At 33.1% G+C, this 22,312-nt stretch carries 22 protein-coding genes and 1 tRNA gene; 19 read left to right on the forward strand and 4 right to left on the reverse strand.

Annotated elements, in window-relative coordinates; all coding sequences use genetic code 11:
- Window positions 1–8: 8 nt before the first annotated feature.
- Window positions 9–3,164, reverse strand: a complete 3,156-nt coding sequence (locus tag ACNFIH_RS14285) for a SusC/RagA family TonB-linked outer membrane protein (RefSeq protein WP_426483663.1) — start codon at window positions 3,162–3,164, stop codon at window positions 9–11.
- Between the two features lie 233 nt (window positions 3,165–3,397).
- Here ACNFIH_RS14285 and ACNFIH_RS14290 point away from each other — a divergent pair, with 233 nt between their 5' ends.
- On the forward strand, window positions 3,398–4,165 hold the full coding sequence (locus ACNFIH_RS14290) for a nitrilase family protein (RefSeq protein WP_426483664.1): 768 nt from the start codon (window positions 3,398–3,400) through the stop codon (window positions 4,163–4,165).
- On the opposite strand, the gene ACNFIH_RS14295 is transcribed toward ACNFIH_RS14290, so the two are convergent.
- On the reverse strand, window positions 4,162–5,850 hold the full coding sequence (locus ACNFIH_RS14295; RefSeq protein ID WP_426483665.1) for an Ig-like domain-containing protein: 1,689 nt from the start codon (window positions 5,848–5,850) through the stop codon (window positions 4,162–4,164). The two genes, ACNFIH_RS14290 and ACNFIH_RS14295, sit on opposite strands and share 4 nt — an antisense overlap.
- A 153-nt stretch (window positions 5,851–6,003) precedes the next feature.
- Here ACNFIH_RS14295 and ACNFIH_RS14300 point away from each other — a divergent pair, with 153 nt between their 5' ends.
- From ACNFIH_RS14300 to ACNFIH_RS14320, 5 genes are all read left to right on the forward strand, one after another.
- Entirely contained in the window at window positions 6,004–7,008 is a 1,005-nt protein-coding gene (locus ACNFIH_RS14300; protein WP_426483666.1) for a hypothetical protein, read from the forward strand.
- Window positions 6,968–9,325, forward strand: a complete 2,358-nt coding sequence (locus ACNFIH_RS14305) for a hypothetical protein (protein ID WP_426483667.1) — start codon at window positions 6,968–6,970, stop codon at window positions 9,323–9,325. The genes ACNFIH_RS14300 and ACNFIH_RS14305 overlap by 41 nt, the downstream gene beginning before the upstream one ends.
- Before the next feature lie 10 nt (window positions 9,326–9,335).
- Window positions 9,336–9,740, forward strand: a complete 405-nt coding sequence (gene mce, locus ACNFIH_RS14310; RefSeq protein WP_142451567.1) for a methylmalonyl-CoA epimerase — start codon at window positions 9,336–9,338, stop codon at window positions 9,738–9,740.
- Window positions 9,741–9,886: 146 nt separating this feature from the next.
- Window positions 9,887–9,960 (forward strand) — tRNA-Ile (locus tag ACNFIH_RS14315).
- 177 nt (window positions 9,961–10,137) lie between these two features.
- Window positions 10,138–10,401 (forward strand): hypothetical protein, encoded by a 264-nt coding sequence (locus ACNFIH_RS14320; RefSeq protein ID WP_426483668.1) that lies wholly within the window; start codon window positions 10,138–10,140, stop codon window positions 10,399–10,401.
- A gap of 32 nt (window positions 10,402–10,433) precedes the next feature.
- Here the strand turns inward: ACNFIH_RS14320 and ACNFIH_RS14325 are convergent, their stop codons facing one another.
- A complete protein-coding gene (locus tag ACNFIH_RS14325; RefSeq protein WP_426483669.1) occupies window positions 10,434–11,024 on the reverse strand; it encodes a riboflavin synthase in 591 nt (196 codons plus the stop codon).
- Window positions 11,025–11,081: 57 nt separating this feature from the next.
- On the opposite strand from ACNFIH_RS14325, the gene pdxA reads away from it, so the two are divergent.
- The 13 genes from pdxA to ACNFIH_RS14390 all read left to right on the forward strand — a co-directional run bounded on the left by pdxA (window position 11,082) and on the right by ACNFIH_RS14390 (window position 19,871).
- The gene (gene pdxA / locus ACNFIH_RS14330) at window positions 11,082–12,131 is read left to right on the forward strand and encodes a 4-hydroxythreonine-4-phosphate dehydrogenase PdxA (RefSeq protein ID WP_426483670.1); all 1,050 of its coding nucleotides are present in this window, start codon (window positions 11,082–11,084) and stop codon (window positions 12,129–12,131) included.
- 105 nt (window positions 12,132–12,236) lie between these two features.
- Entirely contained in the window at window positions 12,237–12,779 is a 543-nt protein-coding gene (locus ACNFIH_RS14335) for a YceD family protein (protein ID WP_426483671.1), read from the forward strand.
- Between the two features lie 9 nt (window positions 12,780–12,788).
- Entirely contained in the window at window positions 12,789–12,983 is a 195-nt protein-coding gene (rpmF, locus tag ACNFIH_RS14340; protein ID WP_008465217.1) for a 50S ribosomal protein L32, read from the forward strand.
- Between the two features lie 173 nt (window positions 12,984–13,156).
- Window positions 13,157–14,155: a beta-ketoacyl-ACP synthase III gene (locus tag ACNFIH_RS14345; protein WP_035653192.1), complete on the forward strand. Its 999-nt coding sequence runs from the start codon at window positions 13,157–13,159 to the stop codon at window positions 14,153–14,155.
- 23 nt (window positions 14,156–14,178) lie between these two features.
- On the forward strand, window positions 14,179–14,664 hold the full coding sequence (gene accB, locus ACNFIH_RS14350) for an acetyl-CoA carboxylase biotin carboxyl carrier protein (protein WP_115887483.1): 486 nt from the start codon (window positions 14,179–14,181) through the stop codon (window positions 14,662–14,664).
- 106 nt (window positions 14,665–14,770) lie between these two features.
- The gene (gene accC, locus ACNFIH_RS14355; protein WP_426483672.1) at window positions 14,771–16,117 is read left to right on the forward strand and encodes an acetyl-CoA carboxylase biotin carboxylase subunit; all 1,347 of its coding nucleotides are present in this window, start codon (window positions 14,771–14,773) and stop codon (window positions 16,115–16,117) included.
- Window positions 16,118–16,411: 294 nt separating this feature from the next.
- Window positions 16,412–16,708, forward strand: a complete 297-nt coding sequence (locus tag ACNFIH_RS14360; protein ID WP_426483673.1) for a hypothetical protein — start codon at window positions 16,412–16,414, stop codon at window positions 16,706–16,708.
- A 74-nt stretch (window positions 16,709–16,782) separates the two neighbouring features.
- Window positions 16,783–17,085, forward strand: a complete 303-nt coding sequence (locus ACNFIH_RS14365) for a hypothetical protein (protein WP_426483674.1) — start codon at window positions 16,783–16,785, stop codon at window positions 17,083–17,085.
- A gap of 49 nt (window positions 17,086–17,134) precedes the next feature.
- Entirely contained in the window at window positions 17,135–17,431 is a 297-nt protein-coding gene (locus ACNFIH_RS14370; RefSeq protein ID WP_142451582.1) for a hypothetical protein, read from the forward strand.
- 28 nt (window positions 17,432–17,459) lie between these two features.
- Window positions 17,460–17,741 carry a hypothetical protein gene (locus ACNFIH_RS14375; protein WP_035653207.1) on the forward strand — a complete coding sequence of 94 codons (282 nt, stop codon included), beginning with the start codon at window positions 17,460–17,462 and terminating at the stop codon, window positions 17,739–17,741.
- A gap of 20 nt (window positions 17,742–17,761) precedes the next feature.
- On the forward strand, window positions 17,762–18,058 hold the full coding sequence (locus ACNFIH_RS14380) for a hypothetical protein (RefSeq protein WP_142451585.1): 297 nt from the start codon (window positions 17,762–17,764) through the stop codon (window positions 18,056–18,058).
- Window positions 18,059–18,061: 3 nt separating this feature from the next.
- Window positions 18,062–18,370, forward strand: a complete 309-nt coding sequence (locus tag ACNFIH_RS14385; protein ID WP_426483675.1) for a hypothetical protein — start codon at window positions 18,062–18,064, stop codon at window positions 18,368–18,370.
- A gap of 148 nt (window positions 18,371–18,518) precedes the next feature.
- Entirely contained in the window at window positions 18,519–19,871 is a 1,353-nt protein-coding gene (locus tag ACNFIH_RS14390) for a sigma-54-dependent transcriptional regulator (protein ID WP_035653215.1), read from the forward strand.
- Here the strand turns inward: ACNFIH_RS14390 and ACNFIH_RS14395 are convergent.
- Complete coding sequence (locus ACNFIH_RS14395) at window positions 19,868–22,303, reverse strand: ATP-binding response regulator (protein WP_426483676.1); 2,436 nt, start codon at window positions 22,301–22,303, stop codon at window positions 19,868–19,870. The two genes, ACNFIH_RS14390 and ACNFIH_RS14395, sit on opposite strands and share 4 nt — an antisense overlap.
- Window positions 22,304–22,312: the final 9 nt, after the last annotated feature.

Here is a 22,312-nt window from a genome sequence, read left to right on the forward strand (position 1 = left end):
TCTTTAATTTAAAATTTAACGTTTAAGCTTAAACCAAAGCTTCTTGTTTTAGGCAATCCAAATTGCTCTACACCTTGAGCATTTCCTGCACTAAATACAGATTCCGGATCAACGTTTGGCGTTTTCTTGTAAAGGATGAATAAATTTCTGGCCACAAAAGAAACAGAAAGACTCTGAAGTTTAGCCAATGCTTTTATTCTTTCAAGCGGTAAGTCATAACCAACAATTACTTGTCTTAATTTGATAAAGCTTGCGTCATAAATAAAAGTTGATGAAATGTTTCTTAAACCATCATAATAAGTTCTTAAGTTTTCTGGGGCAATTACCATGTTTACAGGATTCCCGTTTGTATCAACTCCTGAAATTGGCAATCCGGTTTCACGACCTTCTAATGTTAATTTAGTTAATCCCATACGTGTTCCGTATAAATCGGTTCCAGAATATAAGCTTCCGCCAAATTTTCCGTCAATTAAAAAGCTGAAGGATACTGCTTTGTATTTGAATTCATTGTTAATTCCCGCGCCCCAAGGATGAACACCTTGTCCTAATTCTTCAAGAGGGCCTCTTGCAATACTAGCAGATCCTCCGCTCACATTGTAAACTGTATTTCCGTTAGCATCTTTTAATGGTTTGTAACCTTTTATAATACTGTACGGACGGCCAACATCACTTGTAATCGTTACATATCCATTTACAGAAGTCGCCATTGTAATAGAATTCAAATCATCTGTAAGTGCCTGAACCGTATTTTTATTATAAGATCCGTTGAAAGTAGCGTCCCATGAAAAATCCTGATTACTGATGATTTTTCCGCTAAGTAAAAATTCAACACCGGTATTTTTCATTTTTCCAAGATTTAGCAACGCAGTATTTGCTCCAGAACTTGTTGAGACTGTCGTTTCAACAATATCATTTGTTGTGGCGCGATCGTACCAAGCAAAATCAAGATTTAAACGATTATTGAAAAAACCTAAATCGGTACCAATTTCAAATGTTGTAGAAGTCAACGGACTTAAAGTTGAATTTGGAACTCTGCTGCTTGTTGGTCCTTGTAATTGTTGTCCGTTATGTCCGCCTTGAACCATCGAATAAGATTGATTCAAAGCATAAGGATCTGGAGTTGCACCTCCAACCTGAGCCCAAGAACTTCTTAATTTTGCAAATGAAACCCATTCTGGCATTTTTAATAAATCGGAAACAATGATACTCGTTCCAACTGAAGGATAAAATACCGTATTGTTTTCTGCAGAAAGTGTTGAGAACCAATCTTGACGTCCAGTGAAATTTAAGAAAATGACATTTTTATAATCAAAGTCGGCAGCTCCGTAAACAGAGTTTGTTTTTGTTTTTCCGTAAGGATAAGAGTAGGTAAGAGTTTGTAAATTGCTTAAAGCATAAAAATCATCTAAAACATATCCAGATCCTTCAACTTTTGTTTCATCTCTCAAAGTAGTTCGGGAGTTTACACCAACTAAGGCATTTAAAGAGAAATCTTTATAGAAGTTCTTTTTAGTATAATTTAAAATTGCCTCGGAATTTAAATTTGAAAGTTTCATTCTGGAACCTTGCGCATAACCAACAGGATTATTTAAAGTCGTTTTTGGAATATATCCAAAGAACTCATAATCGGTGTAATCTTGTCCGATTCGGCCTTGCAGAAAAAGCTCAGGTGTAAAATTCAGTTTTACATTTAACATCCCGATAAAACGATTTTTGGTATCGTTATTTTTAATTTTATTGACAACGAAATAAGGATTTGTCGCTACAGCTACAGGATTCCATGCTTCTTCAATGCCGTTTTCGTCATAACCTGGGGCAAGATTTCTGATATCAACAGTATTGGCAATCATGTACGTTCCCCAGTTTGCATTAGCTTCAGCATCTGAAACGGTTGGTCTGTTAGCCGATTTTTCTAAATTATATTGTGTTACGACATCAAATTTCAACCAGTCTGTCAAATTTACATTACTAGCTAAGTTGAATGTTTTGCGGTTGAAACCTGAGTTTGGCAAAATACTTTCATTTTCTAAATTCGAAAATGACAAACGTCCAGTTGCTTTTTCACTTCCTCCAGATAAAGCGACTGAGTTAATAAAAGTAGTTCCGGTTTGGTAGAAGTTTTTGATGTTGTTTTTTTGTGCTACATAAGGTCGGGCAACGCCATCAAACTGAACAACATCTGTTCCGTCCATTTTTGCTCCCCACGACCAGCGACCGTCAGCAATAGCCTCAGCCTGATTTGCTGGTTTTTTTCCGTTATGACCAGATCCGTATTCGTACTGCCAATCTGGAATTATTGATGGAGTTTCAAAAGTAAAAGAGCTATTGTATTCAATTCCAATGCCTTTTTGGGCAGTTCCTCGTTTGGTTTGAATTAAAATAACCCCGTTTGCAGCGTTGGCGCCATACAATGCCGCAGCTGTTCCTCCTTTTAAAACAGTAATTGATTTGATATCGTCTGGATTGATTACTGAAGTTCCGTCACCTCGATCGACATTGATTCTGGTTGATCCAGGGCCATTTCCAATTCCTGGCAAATTCAACTGTGTATTGTCAATCGGTAAATCGTTAACTACATACATTGGCTGGTTGTTTCCGTTTAGCGAACCGTTTCCACGAATTACAACTCGGCTTGAACCATTTGGTCCCGTTGCTGTGCTGCTCACGTTAACTCCGGCAATTTTTCCAACTAATGCATTCGTAATATTGGTTTCTTTTGCTTTAGTAAATTCGGTTCCTTTAAGTTCTGTTACGGCATATGAAACTGCTTTCCCGCTTTTTTTAACTCCTAATGCAGTTACTAAAACCTGATCCAAAACATTTTCAGCTGGTTTTAAACTTATCGTTACGTCTTTTGTATTGTCTAATTTGAATTCTAATGTTCCATAACCCATGTACGAAATGATGATGTGACTTTCGTTTTCAGGAACATTCAGTTTAAATCTTCCATTTTCATCTGTTATGGTGGCAATTTTATTATTACTTTTTGCAATAATTGTAGCTCCGGCAATTGGCATTCCGTCGTCCTGGCCTATAACTTGACCTGAAATTTCAGTTTGATTGCTTTTCTGTTCAAAAAGATGCGTTTTTATTGCAGTCTCTTTTGCATTTGCCGAGAAAATCATACCTCCGGCAAATACTAATGAAATTAGCCTTGTTTTCATAATTCTTTGGTTTTCATGTTTTTTTGGTTTTTATTGGCAAGTCAAATATATATATTAATTTTTCACTTTTGCATTTTTTTTGCACAAAATGCATTTTTTTTGCAAAATAAAAGTTTGATATGTTTTTAATTTCCTCATGAAATATTGATTTTAGACGTTTTTTGAGAAAATTTTGCAGAAAACGCTTTTTTTGCAAAATTTATAATTTGGCTGAAAATTCGTATTTTTGAATTATGAAAATCGCACTTATACAATCAGATCTGCATTGGGAAAATACTTTAGAAAACAGAAAAAACTTCGAATCGGAAATAAATTCAATTGATTCTGAGGTGAATTTGATTGTTTTGCCTGAAATGTTTTCGACCGGATTTACAATGAATGCTGCTGCAGTTGCTGAAACAATGCAAGGCGAAACTATTCTTTGGATGAAAGAAGTTGCAAAGCAAAAAAATGCTGCCGTTACTGGAAGTTTAGTTATCAGTGAAAACGGAAAATTCTATAACCGAATGTTGTTTGTTTTTCCTTCGGGAGAAATTCAACATTATAACAAACGCCATTTATTTACATTGGCGGGAGAAGATCAGTTTTATACTGCAGGAACAGAAAAAGTTATTGTACAATATTTAGATTGGAAAATCTGTCTGCAGGTTTGTTACGATTTAAGATTTCCAGTTTTTGCCCGAAATACAGAGAATTACGACTTGCTTTTATATGTTGCCAATTGGCCAAAAATACGCACCAACGCATGGGACGCTTTGTTAAAAGCGCGCGCTATTGAAAATTTGAGTTATACAATTGGCGTGAACCGACTTGGTGTTGATGCAAACAATTACGAACACATTGGTCATTCGCAAGCGGTTGATTTTTTAGGGAATTATATTTTAGAGCCACAAGAAAAAAATGGTGTCTTTATCGTAGAATTAGATAAAAACACCATGTATGAAACTCGTAAAAAACTTGATTTTTTAAGTGATCAGGATGAATTCGAAATTAAGATCTAAAAAGCTTTTCGTTTCTTTTCGGCTTCTTTCTTTTTCTTTTCATCTGTTTTCTTCTCAACTTCAGGACTAAAAGGAACACTTAAATCAATAGGTTGATCAACATCCCAATTCGCCCGGACATCGACTTCTTTTTGAAAATAAAAGACTTCTTCAGCGTATGTTTTAGTTAAGAAATTTCCAGTGTCGTAAACTTTGTTTTTATTGTCATCATAAATTACTCGGATCGCAAAAGCTTCGGGCTCAACCAAATTAAACTCAATTTTGGTTTCACCTTCAGAATAAGCGCTGGCAAGAACTTTATCTCCTTTTTTGCTGGTAATTTCAACAATAATCGGGAAACGTTTTACATTTTGAAGATTCACGACTAAGTTTCCGTAATCTTCCAATTCTTTCGTGGTTAATTTATAAGATAAAGTATCATTCGACTTATCGTAAAAATCAGTCAAAGCTCCAGGCAATAAAGTAATACGGTATTTTTCTAATGGTTCTTTTTTGAAATCGAAATATAATTTTTGCTCAAATTCATTATATTCGGTAGTGTATTTCACCGCAACAGAATCTTTGTTCACTAGTGAAATTTTAGAACTGTCAATTTTAACAAGCGGAGTTTCCGTTTCTAGCGTAAATCGTTCTCTGAAATTAAGAACACCACTTTGAACTGCTGTGATATTCAAAGTGTCTTTTTTCAGATCTTTAATTTTAAAACCGAATTTCTTGTTGTACTTGTCGGAGTTAATTTCCAGAGACAGCGAATCGGTTTTTATTGGTTTGTACCAAATTTGTAGCGAATCTTTTTTAGGGAATTGAGTGACAATTGTTTGTAGAACATCGTTGTGGCTTTTAAGCGTAATTTTAGGTTTAGTAACTTTGAAATTCATATTTCCTTCATAAGGGAGTAATAATCTGTTTCCGGATGCCTGAATAGGTTTTAAAGTTTTTAAAGGCAATTTTTCCTTGAATAATTCCAATTCAAAAATAGTATCATTTGGAACTTTAATTGGATGCTTTATAAAGCCAATTTTATCGTCTTTCGGATTGAATTTGTTGTTGCTTGATTTGTCTTTCATGGCAACTAAAAGATATTTTCCGGCCTTTAAATTTTCTAATTTGAAAGTACGTAAACTGTCAAGTGTGTTTGTGATATATCTTGGAAATTCTTTATAAACTACAGAATCTTTATATTGGTCATTTATCTCATAAAGCATTACGGAAACGAAATTATCGACATACTTTTCATAAGAGTCTTTGATGACACCTTTAATAGAAAGTGAATCAATATAGGGTCCAGTCGAAAATACATATTTAAACTGATGCATTGAGTTTCCTTCATTATTATCGGCAATACTTTCTCCAAAATTCAGGCTATAAGTGGTATTTGGCTGTAAAGTGTCTTTGATTTTTATACTGATAAATTTACTCGCATTAGTTGGCAATACAAGCGGCTGATGCTTCATTGGCGGCGAGACTATCAGTTGTTTGTTTAAGTTTTTCAGTTTTACATATTCATCAAATGTCAAAATGATTTCATCGGCCTTAAAATTGGTGCTGAAATTTTCAGGTGAACTTGATCTTATAACAGGAGCAAGGGTGTCTTTTAATCCGCCTGTAATACTGCCTCTTTTGGCACAGCTCATCATTAAAAATACTAGTAAAAGTGAAATGTATTTCAGAGTGTTTTTCAACATAATCGTTTTTGAATTTGATTGCACAAAATAACGATTATATTTGCTTTAATTGAAATTTTTTATCTATTTATTAGGATTTGCAAATTTCGGATTTCGCGCTTTTTTGTAGTAATATTTTCTTACTTTTGAATTCAAATGTAATATCACTTCGTTTTGTTTAAAAAATTTTTTTGGATTTCATTCTTTCTTTTGCTGACAGCCTGCGGCAAAAGTGACAAACCTACAATCGCTTTTTATTATTGGAAAACCAATTTGAAATTTTCTGAAATCGAGAAAAAAGTCTTGAAAGACAATAATGTCCGTAAACTTTATATTCGGTATTTTGATATCGGACTTCATCCACAAACGCAAAACCCATTTCCGATAAGCCCGATTCATTTCAAAGAAAATATTCAGAATTTTGAAATTGTTCCAGTCGTTTTTATTCAGAATAAAGTAATGCTTGATGAGAAACTTGATGTTAAAGATTTGGCTGAAAAAACGATTCATTTGATTTCAGAAATCAATAAAAAGAATAAAATTAATTGCACTGAAATTCAAATTGACTGCGATTGGTCGTTAAATAGTAAAGACAATTATCTTAAATTTATTGAACAGATTAAAAAGCTTTCGAATAAAAAACTCTCCGCCACAATACGACTTCATCAGGTTAAATATTTTAAGAAAACTAAAATCCCAAATGTCGATTCAGGTGTTTTGATGTTTTACAATATGGGAAGTATTGCGCCAGATTCTCTAAATTCAATTTATAACCGGGAGATTATAGAGAAATATCTTCAAAGTTTAAAACATTATCCGCTTCATTTAGATTTTGCATTGCCCATATATTCTTGGGCAATTCATATTAGAAATCAAAAGGTTTTGGGACTTCGGTCAAAACTGAATTTTACCGAACTTAAAAAAGATAAAAACTTTGAACAAATCAGTCCGATTTTTTTTAAAGTCAAACAATCTAATTACAAAAACGGGGTTTATTATGAAGAAAACGATTTGCTTAAAATGGAAGCAATTTCTTCCGAAGATTTAAAAAATATGGCCGAAGATTTGAGTGAAAATTCAGCTCTGGCTCCTAGAGAAATTATATTTTACGATTTAGATGAATTCAATTTAAAAAATTATGAAAAGAATATTTTCGAACAAACTGTTTCTTGTTTTTAGTGTTGGTCTGCTTTCGGTTTACGGCGTGATTTATGCATGCGCCGGCGGAGACGACTGGGATTTTTTTGGATACAATTCGAATTTTACTCCAGAAACTTTTGCAGATAAATCCTATTCGCCGCTGTTTTTATCTGGCTCCATTTTTTACGGAATCGAATTTGATACAGAGCATAATTCCCGATTCAATAAAAACATAAAATCAGATTGGGCTTCTTATTTAAAAGGTAAAGCAGATACTACTTCTGTCAATTATTTTTTAATTGGAGATGAAAAGCCGCGATATTATTCTGATGATAAAAACGTGATTAAAAACAAAGAAGAAATTGCAGATCTTCATCTTTTTTACAAAACTAAAAAAAAGAATAAAACAGTTCAGAAATGGAATAAAAAGCTCAATTTGAAAGACGAAAAAGTAAAGAGTTTTGTTGAGTTTTTGTATTTGGCTCAAAAAATCGAGACCGTATCAATTGGCGAAGATTATTGGAGTTACGATCCTGTAGTGGCAAAAACTTTTAAGGATGCAAAAATGATTCAGTCCATTGAGAATGTATATAATACAACTTCAGATCCGTTTTTGAAAAATCGTTATTGGTTTCTTACTATGAAAGCTCGTTTTTACAGTAATGACAAACAAAAAGCAATTGATTTTTTTAATAAAACAGAAAGTTCTGTTCCAAAAAACACCTTGTATTACAGAGCGCTTTCGTATGTTGCCGGAATCAATTATAAGCAAAAAAAATATGCGGTTTCGAATTATTTATATGCAAAAGTTTTTGATAAATGTCCTGAATTGCGAGTTGTAACAGCCTACAGTTTTAGTCCAAAAAATAATGCCGACTGGAATAAGGCGCTTGCAATGGCAAAAAACAATGATGAAAAAGCGGCACTCTGGGCAATTCACGGATTTTATAAAGATGAAAAACAGGCGATTGAAAGAATTTACGAATTAGATCCAAAAAGCGAACATTTGAATTATCTCGCAACCCGATTGGTAAATAAACAGGAACAGGCAATCAACAATTCGTTTAAACAAGAGGCTGGAGAAAATACGAAGGAAAAAATACAAACAGTTGCTGAAAATAAAACAGAAAATCTTGCTAAACTTAATAATGAAGCATTTGCTTTAATTGCAAAAATTTCAAATGCCGGAAATACTCAAAAACCATATTTATGGGATTTGTCTTTGGGGTATCTTCAAACTTTAAAAGGAGAATATACAAATGCAGACAAAAGTTTTGACAAAGCAACAAAAACGCTTCCTAAAACAGAATTGGCTGGATTTCAGCTCAGATTACTTCGTTTTGTGAATAATCTAAGCAAAATCGATAAGCTGACCGATAAAAATGAAAAAACAATTATTGTCGATTTGAATTGGCTGTATTACGAACTTCCAAAAACATATAAAGGGCAGGAATTTCGTTATCAAAACGCTTCATCCTGGAGTCGAAGTTATTTGTCAACGCTTTACAGAGAAAAAGGAGATTTTGTAATGGCTGAGATTTTTGGTGAATCCCGTTACAGTTATTGGAATGATGGAAATGCTTTTTATGATAATGAGAAGAATTTGTTGGATATAAAATCATTTTTATCTAAACAGAATAAAACTGAAATTGAGAAAACGGGCGCAGGAATTTACAGTTTGAAACTGAAAGATATTAATAATTTTCAGGCAGTTCAGGCGACTTTCAAAAATAAGATTCCAGAAGCAATTGAATTTATGAAACAAGCAGATTCGGTGCAGTATTATAAATTTTTAGGAAATCCGTTTAACGGAAATATAAAAGATTGTCACGATTGTGAGCATGCAGCGTATCAAAAAAAGAAATATTCTCAAATGGATTTTCTGACTACAATCAAAGACATGCAGGATAAACTGGCGCAGAAAGAAGATGTTTATACGAATAGTCTTTTATTAGGAAATGCATTTTATAATATTTCGCATTTTGGAAACGGAAGAACTTTCTATGAAATTAGCATTGTTGGTTACGGTTCAAGTCCGTATTCGTTCAGAAATACAATGAAAGAAATGATTACGAACAATTCGGTTTCGAAAATGTATTATCAAAAGGCTTTTGAAGCGGCTTCGAATAAAGAGCAAAAAGCAAAATGTTTGTACCTGATTTCGAAATGTGAACGAAATGACTATTACAATAAAAAATATAATGACGTTAACAATTACTGGGAAATTCAAGATGATAAAATTAATTTTATCGCCTGGAATTCATTCAAAGTATTAAGGAAGGATTATTCGGATACGAAATATTATCAGGATGTGATTGCAGAATGTGGTTACTTTAATACATACATAAACCAATAAATTTGAAACAATGGTAAATAAAATAGAACATATAGGGATTGCGGTAAAAAATATGGACGATGCAAATGTATTGTTTGAAAAAATGCTGGGTGTTCCATCCTATAAAATGGAAGCTGTAGAAAGCGAAGGCGTTTTGACTTCTTTTTTTCAGACAGGAAACAATAAAATTGAACTTTTAGTTGCAACCAATCCAGAAAGTCCGATTGCAAAATTTTTAGAGAAAAAAGGAGAAGGAATTCATCACATCGCTTTTGATGTTGATGATATCGAAGCTGAAATTACACGTTTAAAAAGTGAAGGTTTTGTTCTGATAAATGAAGTTCCTAAGAAAGGTGCCGACAATAAATTGGTTGTTTTTCTACACCCGAAGAATACTAATGGTGTTTTAGTAGAGCTTTGTCAGGAAATTAAATAAAAAAAAGTTTTTTTTGTTTTTAAATAAGGTATTGAAAATCAATCTCGTTTTTTAATACTGATACTTCAAAATAGAATTAAATACAAATGATGTCTTAAAATATTTGGAGTGAATGAAAAATAGTAGTAATATTGCATCCTCAAACCGGTCCTATAGCTCAGCTGGTTAGAGCACCTGACTCATAATCAGGTGGTCCCTGGTTCGAGCCCAGGTGGGACCACAAAATATAAAAGCTTCATAAATTTTTATGAAGCTTTTTTTGTTTTTAGGGTTGTATTTCTGTAAAAATCTTCTACATTTGTCGGGTCGAGTGCTTTGGTATAAAGGGCTTGTACGAAATTTCATAAAAGACCCCAAGTCTAATTTAAAATCGCTTGTCTGTGACAGGTTTAAACTTATGAAGATAACGAAAACTATTTTTTTTGCATGTTGTTTTGTCTTAATGACAGTTATGAGTGTTATGGCTGCTCCAACGCCTCCGCAACCACCACAATCAGCAGCTAGAAGTGCTGCAACAACTGCTGACGACGACGACGATGGACCACCAGCACCTCCGGGAGTGCCTATCGATCAAAAAATATTTATTTTGGCCGGATGCGCGTTAATATTTGGTATATATGTAATTCGCAGATATGATTCTATAAAAAAAGCTTCAATTTAAATTGAAGCTTTTTTTATGAAAATAAGTTGCCGTTATTTGTTTATCGAATATAATCGTGAGATATATTTTCCAATAACATCAAATTCTAAGTTTATTTTTGTTCCAACTACAAAATTTTTGAAATTGGTATTTTCAAAAGTATAAGGTATTATTGAAACGCTAAATTCATTTGTTTTTGAATTGACTACAGTAAGACTTACTCCGTTTACAGTAATTGAGCCTTTTTCAATAGTAATGTTGCTAAGGTTTTTGTCGTATTCAAAAGTGTAATTCCAGCTTCCGTTTGCTTCCTCGATTTTAATACAAGTTCCCGTTTGGTCTACGTGTCCCTGAACAATATGTCCGTCAAGACGAGCGTCAAGTTTCATGCCTCGTTCTAAATTAACAATGTCGCCGGTTTTCCAGTCGCTTATATTGGTTTTTAAAATCGTTTCTCCAATTGCTGTTACTGTGTAAAAAGAATCTTTTATTGATACAACCGTCAGACAGATTCCGTTATGAGAAACACTTTGGTCGATTTTTAATTCATTAGTAATAGAGGAGTCAACTGTGATGTGAAGATTGCCTTGGTCTTTTTGTATTTCATGAACCCTTCCTAGGGTTTCTATAATTCCTGTGAACATTGTTGTTTTATTTTACTAAATTTGCACATCAAAATTAGTAATAAATAAGCTGAGCTCATGAATAAAAAAGCAGAAAATATAATTGTTGGAATTTCAATTGGAGATTTAAACGGTATTGGAAGCGAAGTTATATTGAAAACATTCGAGGATTCTCGTATGCTAGAATTGTGTACGCCAGTTATTTTTGCAAATGCTAAAATACTTTCTTTCATTAAAAAAAGTTTTACATCTTCTGTTCAATTTCATGGAGTTGATAAATTAGAACAGGTTTTGCCAGGAAAAGTGAATGTTTTAAACCTTTGGAAAGAAGGTGTTGATATTGCTCTTGGGAAAAATGATGAAAAAATTGGCGAATATGCCATTAAATCTTTTGTGGCAGCAACCAAAGCTTTGAAAGAAGGTTCAATTGATGTTTTAGTTACAGCTCCAATTAATAAATATAATATTCAGTCAGAGGAATTTAAATTTCCGGGTCATACAGATTATTTGGACAAAGAGCTTGAAGGTGATGCATTGATGATGATGGTTCAGGATAATTTAAGAGTTGGTTTGTTAACAGATCATGTTCCTTTAAATGAAGTTTCATCACATTTGACGGAAGAATTAATCACAAGAAAAATCGAAACAATCAGAAAATCATTGATTCAGGATTTTAGTATAGTGAAGCCAAAAATTGCTGTTCTGGGATTAAATCCTCATAGTGGAGATGGCGGAGTTATCGGAAAAGAAGAAGATTTGATTTTGAAACCAACTTTGAAAAAAATATTTGAGTCGGGAACAATGGTTTTTGGGCCTTTTTCTGCAGATGGCTTCTTTGGAAGTGGTCAATATGAAAAATATGATGCAATTATTGCAACTTATCATGATCAGGGATTAATTCCTTTTAAAACACTATCTTTTGGCAAAGGAGTGAATTATACGGCAGGTTTGAATAAAGTTAGAACTTCGCCAGATCACGGTACAGCCTATGATATTGCAGGAAAAGATATGGCAGATTTTAATTCGTTTAAAGAAGCAGTTTATCTTGCGATCGATATTTTTCGCTCGCGTAATCAGTATGAGGAGATTAGCCAAAAACCTCTAAAAATAAAAGAAAAACAGTTATAAACAAAAAAAGGTCAATAAGATTATTAGATTTATAATAATTTTATATCTTTGCACCCCAATTCAGATATCTGTTTACAGATGCGAATTGTTCAAATTGATGTTGAAATGAGCAAAACAAAAGAATTTTTAATTCCTTTCGTAGGATTAAAACTAGGAAAACACCATTTTGAGTATCAGGTAAATAACAAGTTCTTTGAGAACTTTGAGTATAACGAATTTCAAAGTTCGGATATCAAAGTTAGTTTAGTTTTAGATAAGAAAAGCACTATGCTTGAATTGGATTTTAAACACAAAGGAACTGTAAATGTGCCTTGTGATCTGACAGGCGAAGATTTTGATTTACCTATAAAAGGGAAAATGAAATTAATCGTTCGTTTTGGAGATGAGTTTAATAATGACAATGAAGAGTTGCTGATATTGCCACACGGAGAGTTTGAAATAGATGTTGCACAATACATTTATGAAATGATTGCGTTGTCGGTACCTCTAAAACGAGTTCATCCAGGAGTGAAAGACGGAAGTTTGCAAACTGAAGCTTTAAACAAACTGAATGAATTAAGTGTAAAAGAACAAAAGGAAGAGAGTAAACAAGAAGAAGATATTGACCCGCGTTGGGAAAAATTAAAGAAACTATTAACGGATAAATAATATAGTAAAATGGCACATCCTAAGAGAAAAACCTCGAAAACAAGAAGAGATAAGAGAAGAACACATTATAAAGCTACTGTAGCTCAAATCGCTACATGTCCAATTACTGGAGAAGCACATTTATACCACAGAGCTTACTGGCATGAAGGTAAAATGTACTACAGAGGGCAAGTTGTTATCGATAAATCTGAAGCGGTTGCTTAATACGTTTTTGTAAATTATACTAGAACTCTCACATAGTGAGAGTTTTTTTTGTTGGTTATAATTTTCGTTTTTTAGGAAAATATAGACAAATTCGTTACGTTTTTTTTTGTAATTTTCAAGTCTTTTAAAAATTTTTCAAATACACCGTATTTGAAAGGAAATAATAGAATATAATGAATACAATCACAGCCGCAATTACCGCTGTTGGAGCTTATGTTCCTGACTTTGTACTTTCAAACAAAGTTTTAGAAACAATGGTTGATACCAATGACGAATGGATTACCACTCGTACCGGAATTAAAGAAAGAAGAATTCTGAAAGATGCTGACAAAGGAACATCGTTTCTTGCTATAAAAGCAGCGCAGGATTTAATAGCGAAAGCAAATATCGATCCGTTAGAGATTGATATGGTTATAATGGCAACAGCTACTGCAGATATGCCAGTAGCCTCTACAGGAGTTTATGTTGCAACAGAAATTGGAGCTACTAATGCATTTGCATATGATTTGCAGGCTGCATGTTCAAGTTTCTTGTACGGAATGTCAACTGCTGCGGCTTACGTACAGTCAGGACGTTACAAAAAAGTTTTATTAATTGGTGCCGATAAAATGTCATCAATTGTAGATTACACAGACAGATCTACTTGTATTATTTTTGGAGATGGAGCAGGTGCTGTTTTGTTTGAACCAAATTATGAAGGTTTAGGTTTGCAAGATGAATACCTAAGAAGTGATGGTGTGGGACGCGATTTTCTTAAAATTTCTGCTGGAGGTTCTCTAATTCCAACTACAGAAGAGACCGTTAAAAACAGACAACACAACATTATTCAAGACGGAAAAACTGTTTTTAAATATGCAGTTACTAACATGGCAGACGCTAGTGAATTGATTGTTAAAAGAAACAATTTGACTAACGAAGATGTAGATTGGTTAGTGCCACATCAGGCAAATAAACGTATTATTGATGCTACTGCAAGCAGAATGAATCTTGAAGATTCAAAAGTGTTGATGAATATTGAAAAATATGGAAATACAACTTCAGCAACTTTGCCATTAGTATTAAGTGATTTTGAACACAAATTCAAAAAAGGAGATAATATTATTTTAGCCGCTTTCGGTGGTGGATTCACTTGGGGATCTATCTATTTAAAATGGGCTTACGATACAAAATAAATCAAAACTAAAAACGAATCATTATGGATTTAAAAGAAATTCAAAACCTAATCAAATTTGTAGCAAATTCGGGAGTTGCTGAGGTAAAGTTGGAAATGGATGATGTAAAAATCACTATTAGAACAACTTTGGAAACAAATGTAACTGAGGCTACTTATGTTCAGCAATTGCCAGCTCAGGCTGCATTGCCACAAGCTGCTGCCCCACAGGTTGCTGCGCCAGTTGTTGTAAATGTAACTCCAGAAGCACCGGCTGCTAACGATTCTAAATTCATAACTATAAAATCTCCAATTATTGGAACATTCTATAGAAAACCATCTCCAGACAAACCAGTTTTCACTGAAGTAGGAAGCACTATCGCAAAAGGAGATGTTCTTTGTGTAATTGAAGCAATGAAATTATTCAACGAAATCGAATCAGAAGTTTCAGGAAAAATTGTTAAAATTCTTGTTGACGATATGTCTCCAGTTGAATTTGATCAACCTTTATTCTTAGTAGATCCATCATAAATAAATTTAGATTTTAGATTTTAGGTTTTAGATGATCTGCGGAATTAATATCAGACATCTAAAATTATCTAATTATCAAATTGTCTAATTATCTAATTAAAATAAGATGTTTAAAAAAATATTAATTGCGAATAGAGGAGAAATTGCACTTCGTGTAATTCGTACATGTAAGGAAATGGGAATTAAAACAGTTGCCGTTTACTCTACAGCCGATGCAGAAAGCTTACATGTTAAGTTTGCTGATGAAGCGGTTTGTATTGGTCCCCCGCCAAGTAACTTATCGTACTTAAAAATGTCAAATATTATTGCTGCTGCAGAAATTACAAATGCAGATGCAATTCACCCAGGATACGGTTTCCTTTCTGAGAATGCTAAATTCTCAAAAATTTGTCAAGAGCACGGAATCAAATTTATTGGTGCAGCTCCTGAAATGATCGATAGAATGGGAGATAAAGCTTCTGCAAAAGCTACAATGAAAGCGGCAGGAGTACCTTGTGTACCAGGTTCAGACGGATTATTAGAATCTTACGAACATGCACAAAAAGTAGCTAAAGAAATTGGTTACCCAGTTATGATGAAAGCTACTGCTGGTGGTGGTGGAAAAGGAATGCGTGCTATCTGGAAAGAAGATGAGCTTTTGAAAGCTTGGGAAAGCGCACGTCAGGAAGCTGCTGCAGCATTTGGAAATGACGGAATGTACATGGAGAAACTTATTGAAGAACCACGTCATATCGAAATTCAAGTAGTTGGAGATTCTTATGGAAAAGCATGTCACCTTTCTGAAAGAGACTGTTCAGTACAACGTCGTCACCAAAAACTTACTGAAGAAACACCTTCGCCTTTCATGACAGACGAATTACGTACTAAAATGGGAGAAGCTGCTGTAAAAGCTGCTGAGTTCATTAAATACGAAGGAGCTGGAACTGTAGAATTCTTAGTTGACAAACACAGAAATTTCTACTTCATGGAAATGAATACTCGTATTCAGGTTGAACACCCAATTACTGAACAAGTAATTGATTACGATTTGATCCGCGAGCAAATTATGGTTGCAGCTGGAATTCCAATTTCAGGTAAAAACTATTTACCACAATTACACGCTATCGAATGCCGTATTAATGCTGAAGATCCTTATAACGATTTTCGTCCTTCACCAGGAAAAATTAGTACTCTTCATATGCCAGGAGGACACGGAGTACGTTTAGATACTCACGTTTATTCTGGTTACAGTATTCCACCAAATTACGATTCTATGATTGCTAAGTTGATTACAACTGCACAATCTCGTGAAGAAGCTATCAGTAAAATGAGAAGAGCTTTGGATGAATTCGTAATCGAAGGTGTGAAAACTACAATACCTTTCCACAGACAATTAATGGATGATCCAAAATATATTGCAGGTGATTATACAACTGCATTTATGGATACTTTCAAAATGAATAGTCCAGAATAATTTTAAAAGGCTGTCGATTTTGACAGCCTTTTTTATTTTTACTACAAACCCGACGAGTTTTTAACTTATCGGGTTTTGTTGTTTTCATACGTTAGGAAACACTAAAAGTGTATAATTTTTACACACTCATTTAGATAATTACACACTTTTTACAATTTGAAAATTTTGGCATGATAATGAAAAATCCTTTAAAAACAAGGGATTAGGTGTGATGGAGGTGTGTTTTTACTTTACGGCATAATAATTTCATTATCTAAAGCGTAAACAACTATAAACAAAACTAAAATTTACATTATGAAAAAGATATTATTATCAGCCGCTATTGTTTTGGGAAGTTTAACTTCATTCGCAGCAAACTCTTCAAATGAAGATTCTATTGTAAAAATAGTTTCAATTCAGGATGAATATACTGAAATCAAATTAGAAGAATTGCCAGCTGCAGTTACTGACGCTTTAAAAAAATCTTTTCCAAATGCAGTAGTTTCTAAAGCATATAAAAATGAAAAAGCACAATATAAACTGGATGTAACAGTTGGAGGCAAAGAAGGAAATCTTTTTGCTAACGCCGACGGAACTTGGATTCAAAAATAATCTAAAGACGCGTCCCATGTATTTTCAAATAAAAAATACTAAAATCAAATTAACTATCTTAAAATACTATTATCATGAAAAAATTATTTCTATCAGCCGCAATCGTTTTGGGAGGTTTAACATCATTTGCTTCGACTTCGACTTCTCCAATATCAAATTCAATCGTAAAAACAGTTTCAATTCAAGACGAGTACACTGAAATCAAATTAGAAGAAGTTCCTACTGCAGTTACAGACGCACTTAAAAAAGCCTACCCAGATGCAGTGCTTTCAAAAGCATACAAAAATGCTGCATCACAATATAAACTTGACGTTACTGTAGGTGACAAAGTAGGTTCTGTTTATGCAAATGCAGACGGAACATGGGTTAAAAAATAATCCCTTTTTGTTCCAATCAAATTAATTAACTCTATTAAATATACACACTATGAAAAATTTATTTTTATCAGCCGCAATCGTTTTGGGAAGTTTAACATCATTTGCTTCAACTTCTCCAATTACAAATTCAATCGTAAAATCAATTTCTGTTCAGGATGAATACACAGAAATTAAAAATGAAGAAGTTCCTTCTGCAGTTACAGATGCGCTTAAAAAAGCATATCCAACAGCAGTACTTAATAAAGCTTACAAAAATACAGCTTCACAATATAAGCTTGAAATTACAGTAGGTGATAAAGTGGGTTCTCTGTATGCAAATGCAGATGGATCTTGGATCAAAAAATAAGAAGTTCAACAACTAAAAATATTACGTTATGAAAAAGTTAATCTTATCGGCAGCAATCCTTTTAGGAGGGCTGTCAATACAAGCCACACCAATTGTTGCCAATGTAGCAACAGTAAAATTTCAGGATGAATATAAAGAAGTTGATGCTGTTCCGGCGGCTATCAAAACTGCTTTAGATAATGCTTATCCTGGTGTAAAACTTGATAAAGCGTATGTAAACGATAAAAAAGAATACAAAATCGACATTATTGTTAGAGACGTGAAATCAACAGTTTACACTGACGAAAAAGGAAACATTCTTAAAAAGTAACTATTTAAAATATCCCCACTATGAAAAAGTTAATCTTATCGGCAGCTGTCGTTTTTGGAAGTTTGTCAATCAATGCTGCAACTGTTGTTGCAAAGACCGAATTGGTCCAATCAGTTAACATTCAAGATGAATATACTGAAGTAGCTTTAGATGCTGTTCCGGCAGCAGTAAAATCGACTATTGAAAAATCTTTTGCTGGTACAAAACTAGAAAAAGCGTATAAAAATGCTAAAAATGAGTATAAACTTGTCATAGCAAGCGGAGAGAAAAAGTATACTTTTTTTACAGATGCTTCTGGAAATATTATTAAAAAATAATTTATGAGCAATATGAAAAAGTTAGCCATCGCAACAGCCGTAGTTGTTCTAGCAAGTTTGTCTTTTTCTGCAAACGCAGAAACGATACAAACTAAAACAGAAATATCTGTTTTAGTTCAAACTGAATATACAGAAGTAGCTACAGATGCTGTTCCGGCAGCTGTAAAAACTGCTCTACAGACCGCTTATCCAAATGCAAAACTGGAAAAAGCATATGTAAACGAGAAAAAAGAATACAAATTAGAAATATCAGTTAAGGACCAAAAGGCTACTGTTTACTCAGATGTCAATGGCAATTGGCTGAAAATATAATAAATATATTATAAATATAATTAGGTGAATTAGATTTATGTTTTTGGTGAAAAAGAGATTGCTTATAGCAGTCTCTTTTTTTTTGCATAATTTTGTGAGAATACAACTTTAATAGTATTATTTTAGCAAAAAAAGTCCTTAAAAACAGATGTCAAAGATATTATTGATAGAAGATGATATTTCGTTTTGTAAATTATTAGAGAAATTTCTAATAAAAAAAGCATACGAAGTAACAATAGCTTTCTCTGCTGCAGAAGCCAGATCAGCAATCAAAAATGAATCATTCGATTTGATTTTGACCGATCTTCGTCTGCCTGATTCTGATGGCATTGGATTAATGACCGAATTCAAAAATTCTCATCCGCACATTCCTGTTATTATGATGACAGGCTATTCTGATGTGAATACAGCTGTAAAAGCGATAAAAAATGGTGCAGCCGATTATATTTCGAAACCTTTTAATCCTGATGAGGTTTTATTAGTCATTACTAATGCTTTGCAAAATAATAATGAAACTGAGGAAGTTGTTTCTAAAGAGAAGAAACCAGCTAAAAAACAAGTTTCTTCAGAAAATGAATTCGTAAGAGGAATTTCTGTTGCTTCACGAAAATTATTAGATCATATTCAATTGGTAAGTCCGACAGATATGTCTGTTTTGATTATCGGCGAAAGCGGAACTGGAAAAGAAATTATTGCCAAAAGTATTCATCAGCAAAGTACTAGAAAAAACAATAATTTTATTGCAGTTGATTGTGGTGCAATTCCGAAAGAATTAGCGGCAAGCGAATTCTTTGGACATTTAAAAGGATCTTTTACCGGAGCAATCAGCGATAAAATGGGTTATTTTGAAGCGGCTAACGGCGGAACTTTATTCCTCGATGAAATTGGGAATCTTTCTTACGAGAACCAAATTCAATTGTTGAGAGCGCTTCAGGAACGAAAAATAAAACCCGTTGGAAGCAATAAGGAAATAAACGTCGATATCCGAATCATAACTGCTACAAATGAAGATTTACGCGAAGCAGTAAAAAACGGCGATTTTAGAGAAGATTTATACCATAGAATCAATGAATTTTCGATTCTTTCTCCTTCTTTAAAAGAAAGAGGAGAAGATTTAATGGTTTTTGCGGATTATTTTCTGGAAAAAGCCAATCAACAACTCAATAAAGATATTATTGGATTTTCGCCAGAAGTGGTGACTATTTTTCAAAGTTACAATTGGCCTGGAAATTTACGTGAATTGCAAAACTGTGTAAAGCGTGCTACACTTTTGACTCGTGGAAATTATATTGAAAGCGAAGTTCTGCCGGCAGAATTTTTTCAGATTCAAAAACAAAATTCTTTTGAATCAGTGGCTGGTTTTTCTTTGTCTGAAAATGAAAAAGAAACAATTATTCATGCACTTTCAAAAACACAAAACAATAAATCAGAAGCGGCAAAATTGCTTAAAATTACCAGAAAGACGCTTTATAATAAATTGAAACAATACAATATTGATTAAACAATTTCGCCGTCTAAGATTTTAAAAAGTGAAGTGATTTTATTTTTTAAATCGGTATAAATGTTTTTTGCTTCAGCAATTTCAAAATCATTTTTTTCTAAAACTACTAAAATTCCGGCAATCTCATTTGCTTCAATTTGTTTGAACATCGGCGCAATTCTATGTGCAATTGCATTTATTTCTGCAGCATTTTCATCGGCAATGGCATTTTCCAAATAAACTAAATTTTCATTTGTGCTTTCTATAAACGATTTTAAAACATCATTTAAAGCATTGCTGTCATGACCCAGAAAATCTTTAAGCGTTTCTAATGAATATAATTTAGTTGATGTTTTTTCTTCAGTTTCTTGTGTTTCAACTTGAGGAAGTGTTTCGTTTCCTAAAATAATTCGGATAGTTTCCAGCAATATTTTTGGCGAATACGGTTTTTTCACAACTGTTATAAATCCTGCATCTGAATAAACTGAAGCGTCAAGATCTGCTCTTCCGGTTAAAGCAATTACTGGCTGATTTTGATAAAAAGTGCTGTTTTTAAGTTTTTCTAAAAACATGAAACCATCTATTTCTGGCATTTGAATGTCGGTAATAACAAAATCAAAATTCGTTTTCTGAATAACTTCCAAAGCTTTACTGGCATTGCTAAAAGACAAAACCTGATGTTTTTCCTGTCTCAGGACACCGCTGGTCAAATTCAGCAGATTAATATCATCATCAATAACAACAAAAGTCTGTGACTTGGTTGGAAGTAAAATAGGTTTTTTAATTTCTTCAATTGTATTCGAGCTAGTGTCAAATAATAAAGGAAGCTGAATTTCGAAAGTACTGCCTTGCCCAAAAATACTTTCAAGCTGTAATGTCCCACCTAAAATCGAAATTATTTTTTGGCAAATTGATAAGCCTAAACCTGTTCCGCCATATTTTTTTTCGATGTTTTCATTCGCTTGCGCAAATTCTTCAAAAACCAATTTCTGATTTCCTTTTTCAATTCCAATTCCGGTATCTTCAATTGTTATCGTAAAAAAATCATTGTTTTCAGTCAAAAAAGCATTAATTCTGATATAGCCTTCTTCTGTAAATTTATAGGCATTTCCAATGATATTGCTTAAAATTTGCTTCAGGCGAAATGGATCTCCAACAATTTTTGAATTTAGTTTTTCATCAATATTAATGATTAAATCTATGTTCTTTTGTTTGTAAACGGTTTGAATACTTTTGGCTACTTCATCAACAATCTGTGGTAGTGAAAACGGGACTTTTTCAATCGTAATTTTTCCTGCTTCGATTTGAGAAAAATCCAGCAAATCCTGGACTAACTGTGTTATATATTCAGAGGAGTTTTTGATATTATTAATGAAATAAGACTGTTTTGTATTAACATCAGAATTGCCTAAAAGTTCAGAATAACCCACAATGGTACTCAACGGCGTTTTTAAATCATGACTTACGGTCGAGATCAATTGTTCACGGCTTTTAAGAAGATTCTTTGTTTTGAAATTCGCGATTTCAAGCTGTTTTTTATACAATTGTGATTTCGAATAATCACTTACAATTAAAATAGAAAAGAAAATCGTCAGAATCAAACCAATAATAGCCGAAGCAGTTACGATTTCATTTACTTTTTTAAGTGATTTTTCTTTTAAAGAATTGTTTTTTATGGAGTTGATGATGATTTCGCGTTCAATAATTCGAAGTACTTTTCGCAGTTGATCAGAAATTGCGATTTCATTTTTCAGCAATTTATTTTCTTCAAAATTCAAAGATTCTTTTTTCTTTTCGGCTCTTAATTTTACAGAGCTTAAAAGTTTTTTGGAATTCGCTAAAATCGAATCCGAAGCTTTTTTGCTCAGCGTATTGGTGCTGTCATCCGGAATATTCTGATTCAGATAATCAACATATTTTTGAAGCACATTTTTTTGATACGCACCAAGCTGATTCGGATTTTTAGTAAAATCTTGGAGCTCTAATTTACGAAGCTTAAACTCCATTTTAGTAATTTCATCAATTGCTGAATTTACTGAAACTTCGTCATCTGCCTTGTTTTTTATGGTTTTTAGCTGCTGAATATTTTTGGTTTTTTCTGCCAATAAATATGTTACGCTGTCTAAAAGTACTTTTTGATATTCTGTAGTAACAATTTGCTTTAAAGTGTCGATTCGCGCGCGGAGTGAATCACTTTCAATTACATAACTTTTAAAGTCTTTATCAGAATTGGTTTGGATCGTTTTTCGCGCTAAACTTTCTGTTTTGTAAACGTTCGAGAAAAGTTTGCTGACTCTTAAGATTTTTGTTTTTTCAAATGCAATTTTATCTTCTAATTTATTATATACTACATTCTCAGAATATAAGAACCATCCCACTGTAACAACCAATGCAAGTAATGCAACATAGCTGAAAAGCACTTTGATGGCTGTGTAACTTTTTTTGCTTTCCATAGATTTTTA

The organism is Flavobacterium sp. 2 (assembly GCF_049949195.1).
In the GTDB taxonomy this organism is placed as follows: Bacteria; Bacteroidota; Bacteroidia; order Flavobacteriales; family Flavobacteriaceae; genus Flavobacterium.

Coding starts and splice junctions, on each gene's coding strand:
- ACNFIH_RS14285 (WP_426483663.1), bottom strand. CDS start 3,164: ATGAAAACAAGGCTAATTTCATTAGTATTTGCCGGAGGTATGATTTTC.
- ACNFIH_RS14290 (WP_426483664.1), top strand. CDS start 3,398: ATGAAAATCGCACTTATACAATCAGATCTGCATTGGGAAAATACTTTA.
- ACNFIH_RS14295 (WP_426483665.1), bottom strand. CDS start 5,850: ATGTTGAAAAACACTCTGAAATACATTTCACTTTTACTAGTATTTTTA.
- ACNFIH_RS14305 (WP_426483667.1), top strand. CDS start 6,968: ATGAAAAGAATATTTTCGAACAAACTGTTTCTTGTTTTTAGTGTTGGT.
- mce (WP_142451567.1), top strand. CDS start 9,336: ATGGTAAATAAAATAGAACATATAGGGATTGCGGTAAAAAATATGGAC.
- ACNFIH_RS14320 (WP_426483668.1), top strand. CDS start 10,138: ATGAAGATAACGAAAACTATTTTTTTTGCATGTTGTTTTGTCTTAATG.
- ACNFIH_RS14325 (WP_426483669.1), bottom strand. CDS start 11,024: ATGTTCACAGGAATTATAGAAACCCTAGGAAGGGTTCATGAAATACAA.
- pdxA (WP_426483670.1), top strand. CDS start 11,082: ATGAATAAAAAAGCAGAAAATATAATTGTTGGAATTTCAATTGGAGAT.
- ACNFIH_RS14335 (WP_426483671.1), top strand. CDS start 12,237: ATGAGCAAAACAAAAGAATTTTTAATTCCTTTCGTAGGATTAAAACTA.
- rpmF (WP_008465217.1), top strand. CDS start 12,789: ATGGCACATCCTAAGAGAAAAACCTCGAAAACAAGAAGAGATAAGAGA.
- ACNFIH_RS14345 (WP_035653192.1), top strand. CDS start 13,157: ATGAATACAATCACAGCCGCAATTACCGCTGTTGGAGCTTATGTTCCT.
- accB (WP_115887483.1), top strand. CDS start 14,179: ATGGATTTAAAAGAAATTCAAAACCTAATCAAATTTGTAGCAAATTCG.
- accC (WP_426483672.1), top strand. CDS start 14,771: ATGTTTAAAAAAATATTAATTGCGAATAGAGGAGAAATTGCACTTCGT.
- ACNFIH_RS14360 (WP_426483673.1), top strand. CDS start 16,412: ATGAAAAAGATATTATTATCAGCCGCTATTGTTTTGGGAAGTTTAACT.
- ACNFIH_RS14365 (WP_426483674.1), top strand. CDS start 16,783: ATGAAAAAATTATTTCTATCAGCCGCAATCGTTTTGGGAGGTTTAACA.
- ACNFIH_RS14370 (WP_142451582.1), top strand. CDS start 17,135: ATGAAAAATTTATTTTTATCAGCCGCAATCGTTTTGGGAAGTTTAACA.
- ACNFIH_RS14375 (WP_035653207.1), top strand. CDS start 17,460: ATGAAAAAGTTAATCTTATCGGCAGCAATCCTTTTAGGAGGGCTGTCA.
- ACNFIH_RS14380 (WP_142451585.1), top strand. CDS start 17,762: ATGAAAAAGTTAATCTTATCGGCAGCTGTCGTTTTTGGAAGTTTGTCA.
- ACNFIH_RS14385 (WP_426483675.1), top strand. CDS start 18,062: ATGAGCAATATGAAAAAGTTAGCCATCGCAACAGCCGTAGTTGTTCTA.
- ACNFIH_RS14390 (WP_035653215.1), top strand. CDS start 18,519: ATGTCAAAGATATTATTGATAGAAGATGATATTTCGTTTTGTAAATTA.
- ACNFIH_RS14395 (WP_426483676.1), bottom strand. CDS start 22,303: ATGGAAAGCAAAAAAAGTTACACAGCCATCAAAGTGCTTTTCAGCTAT.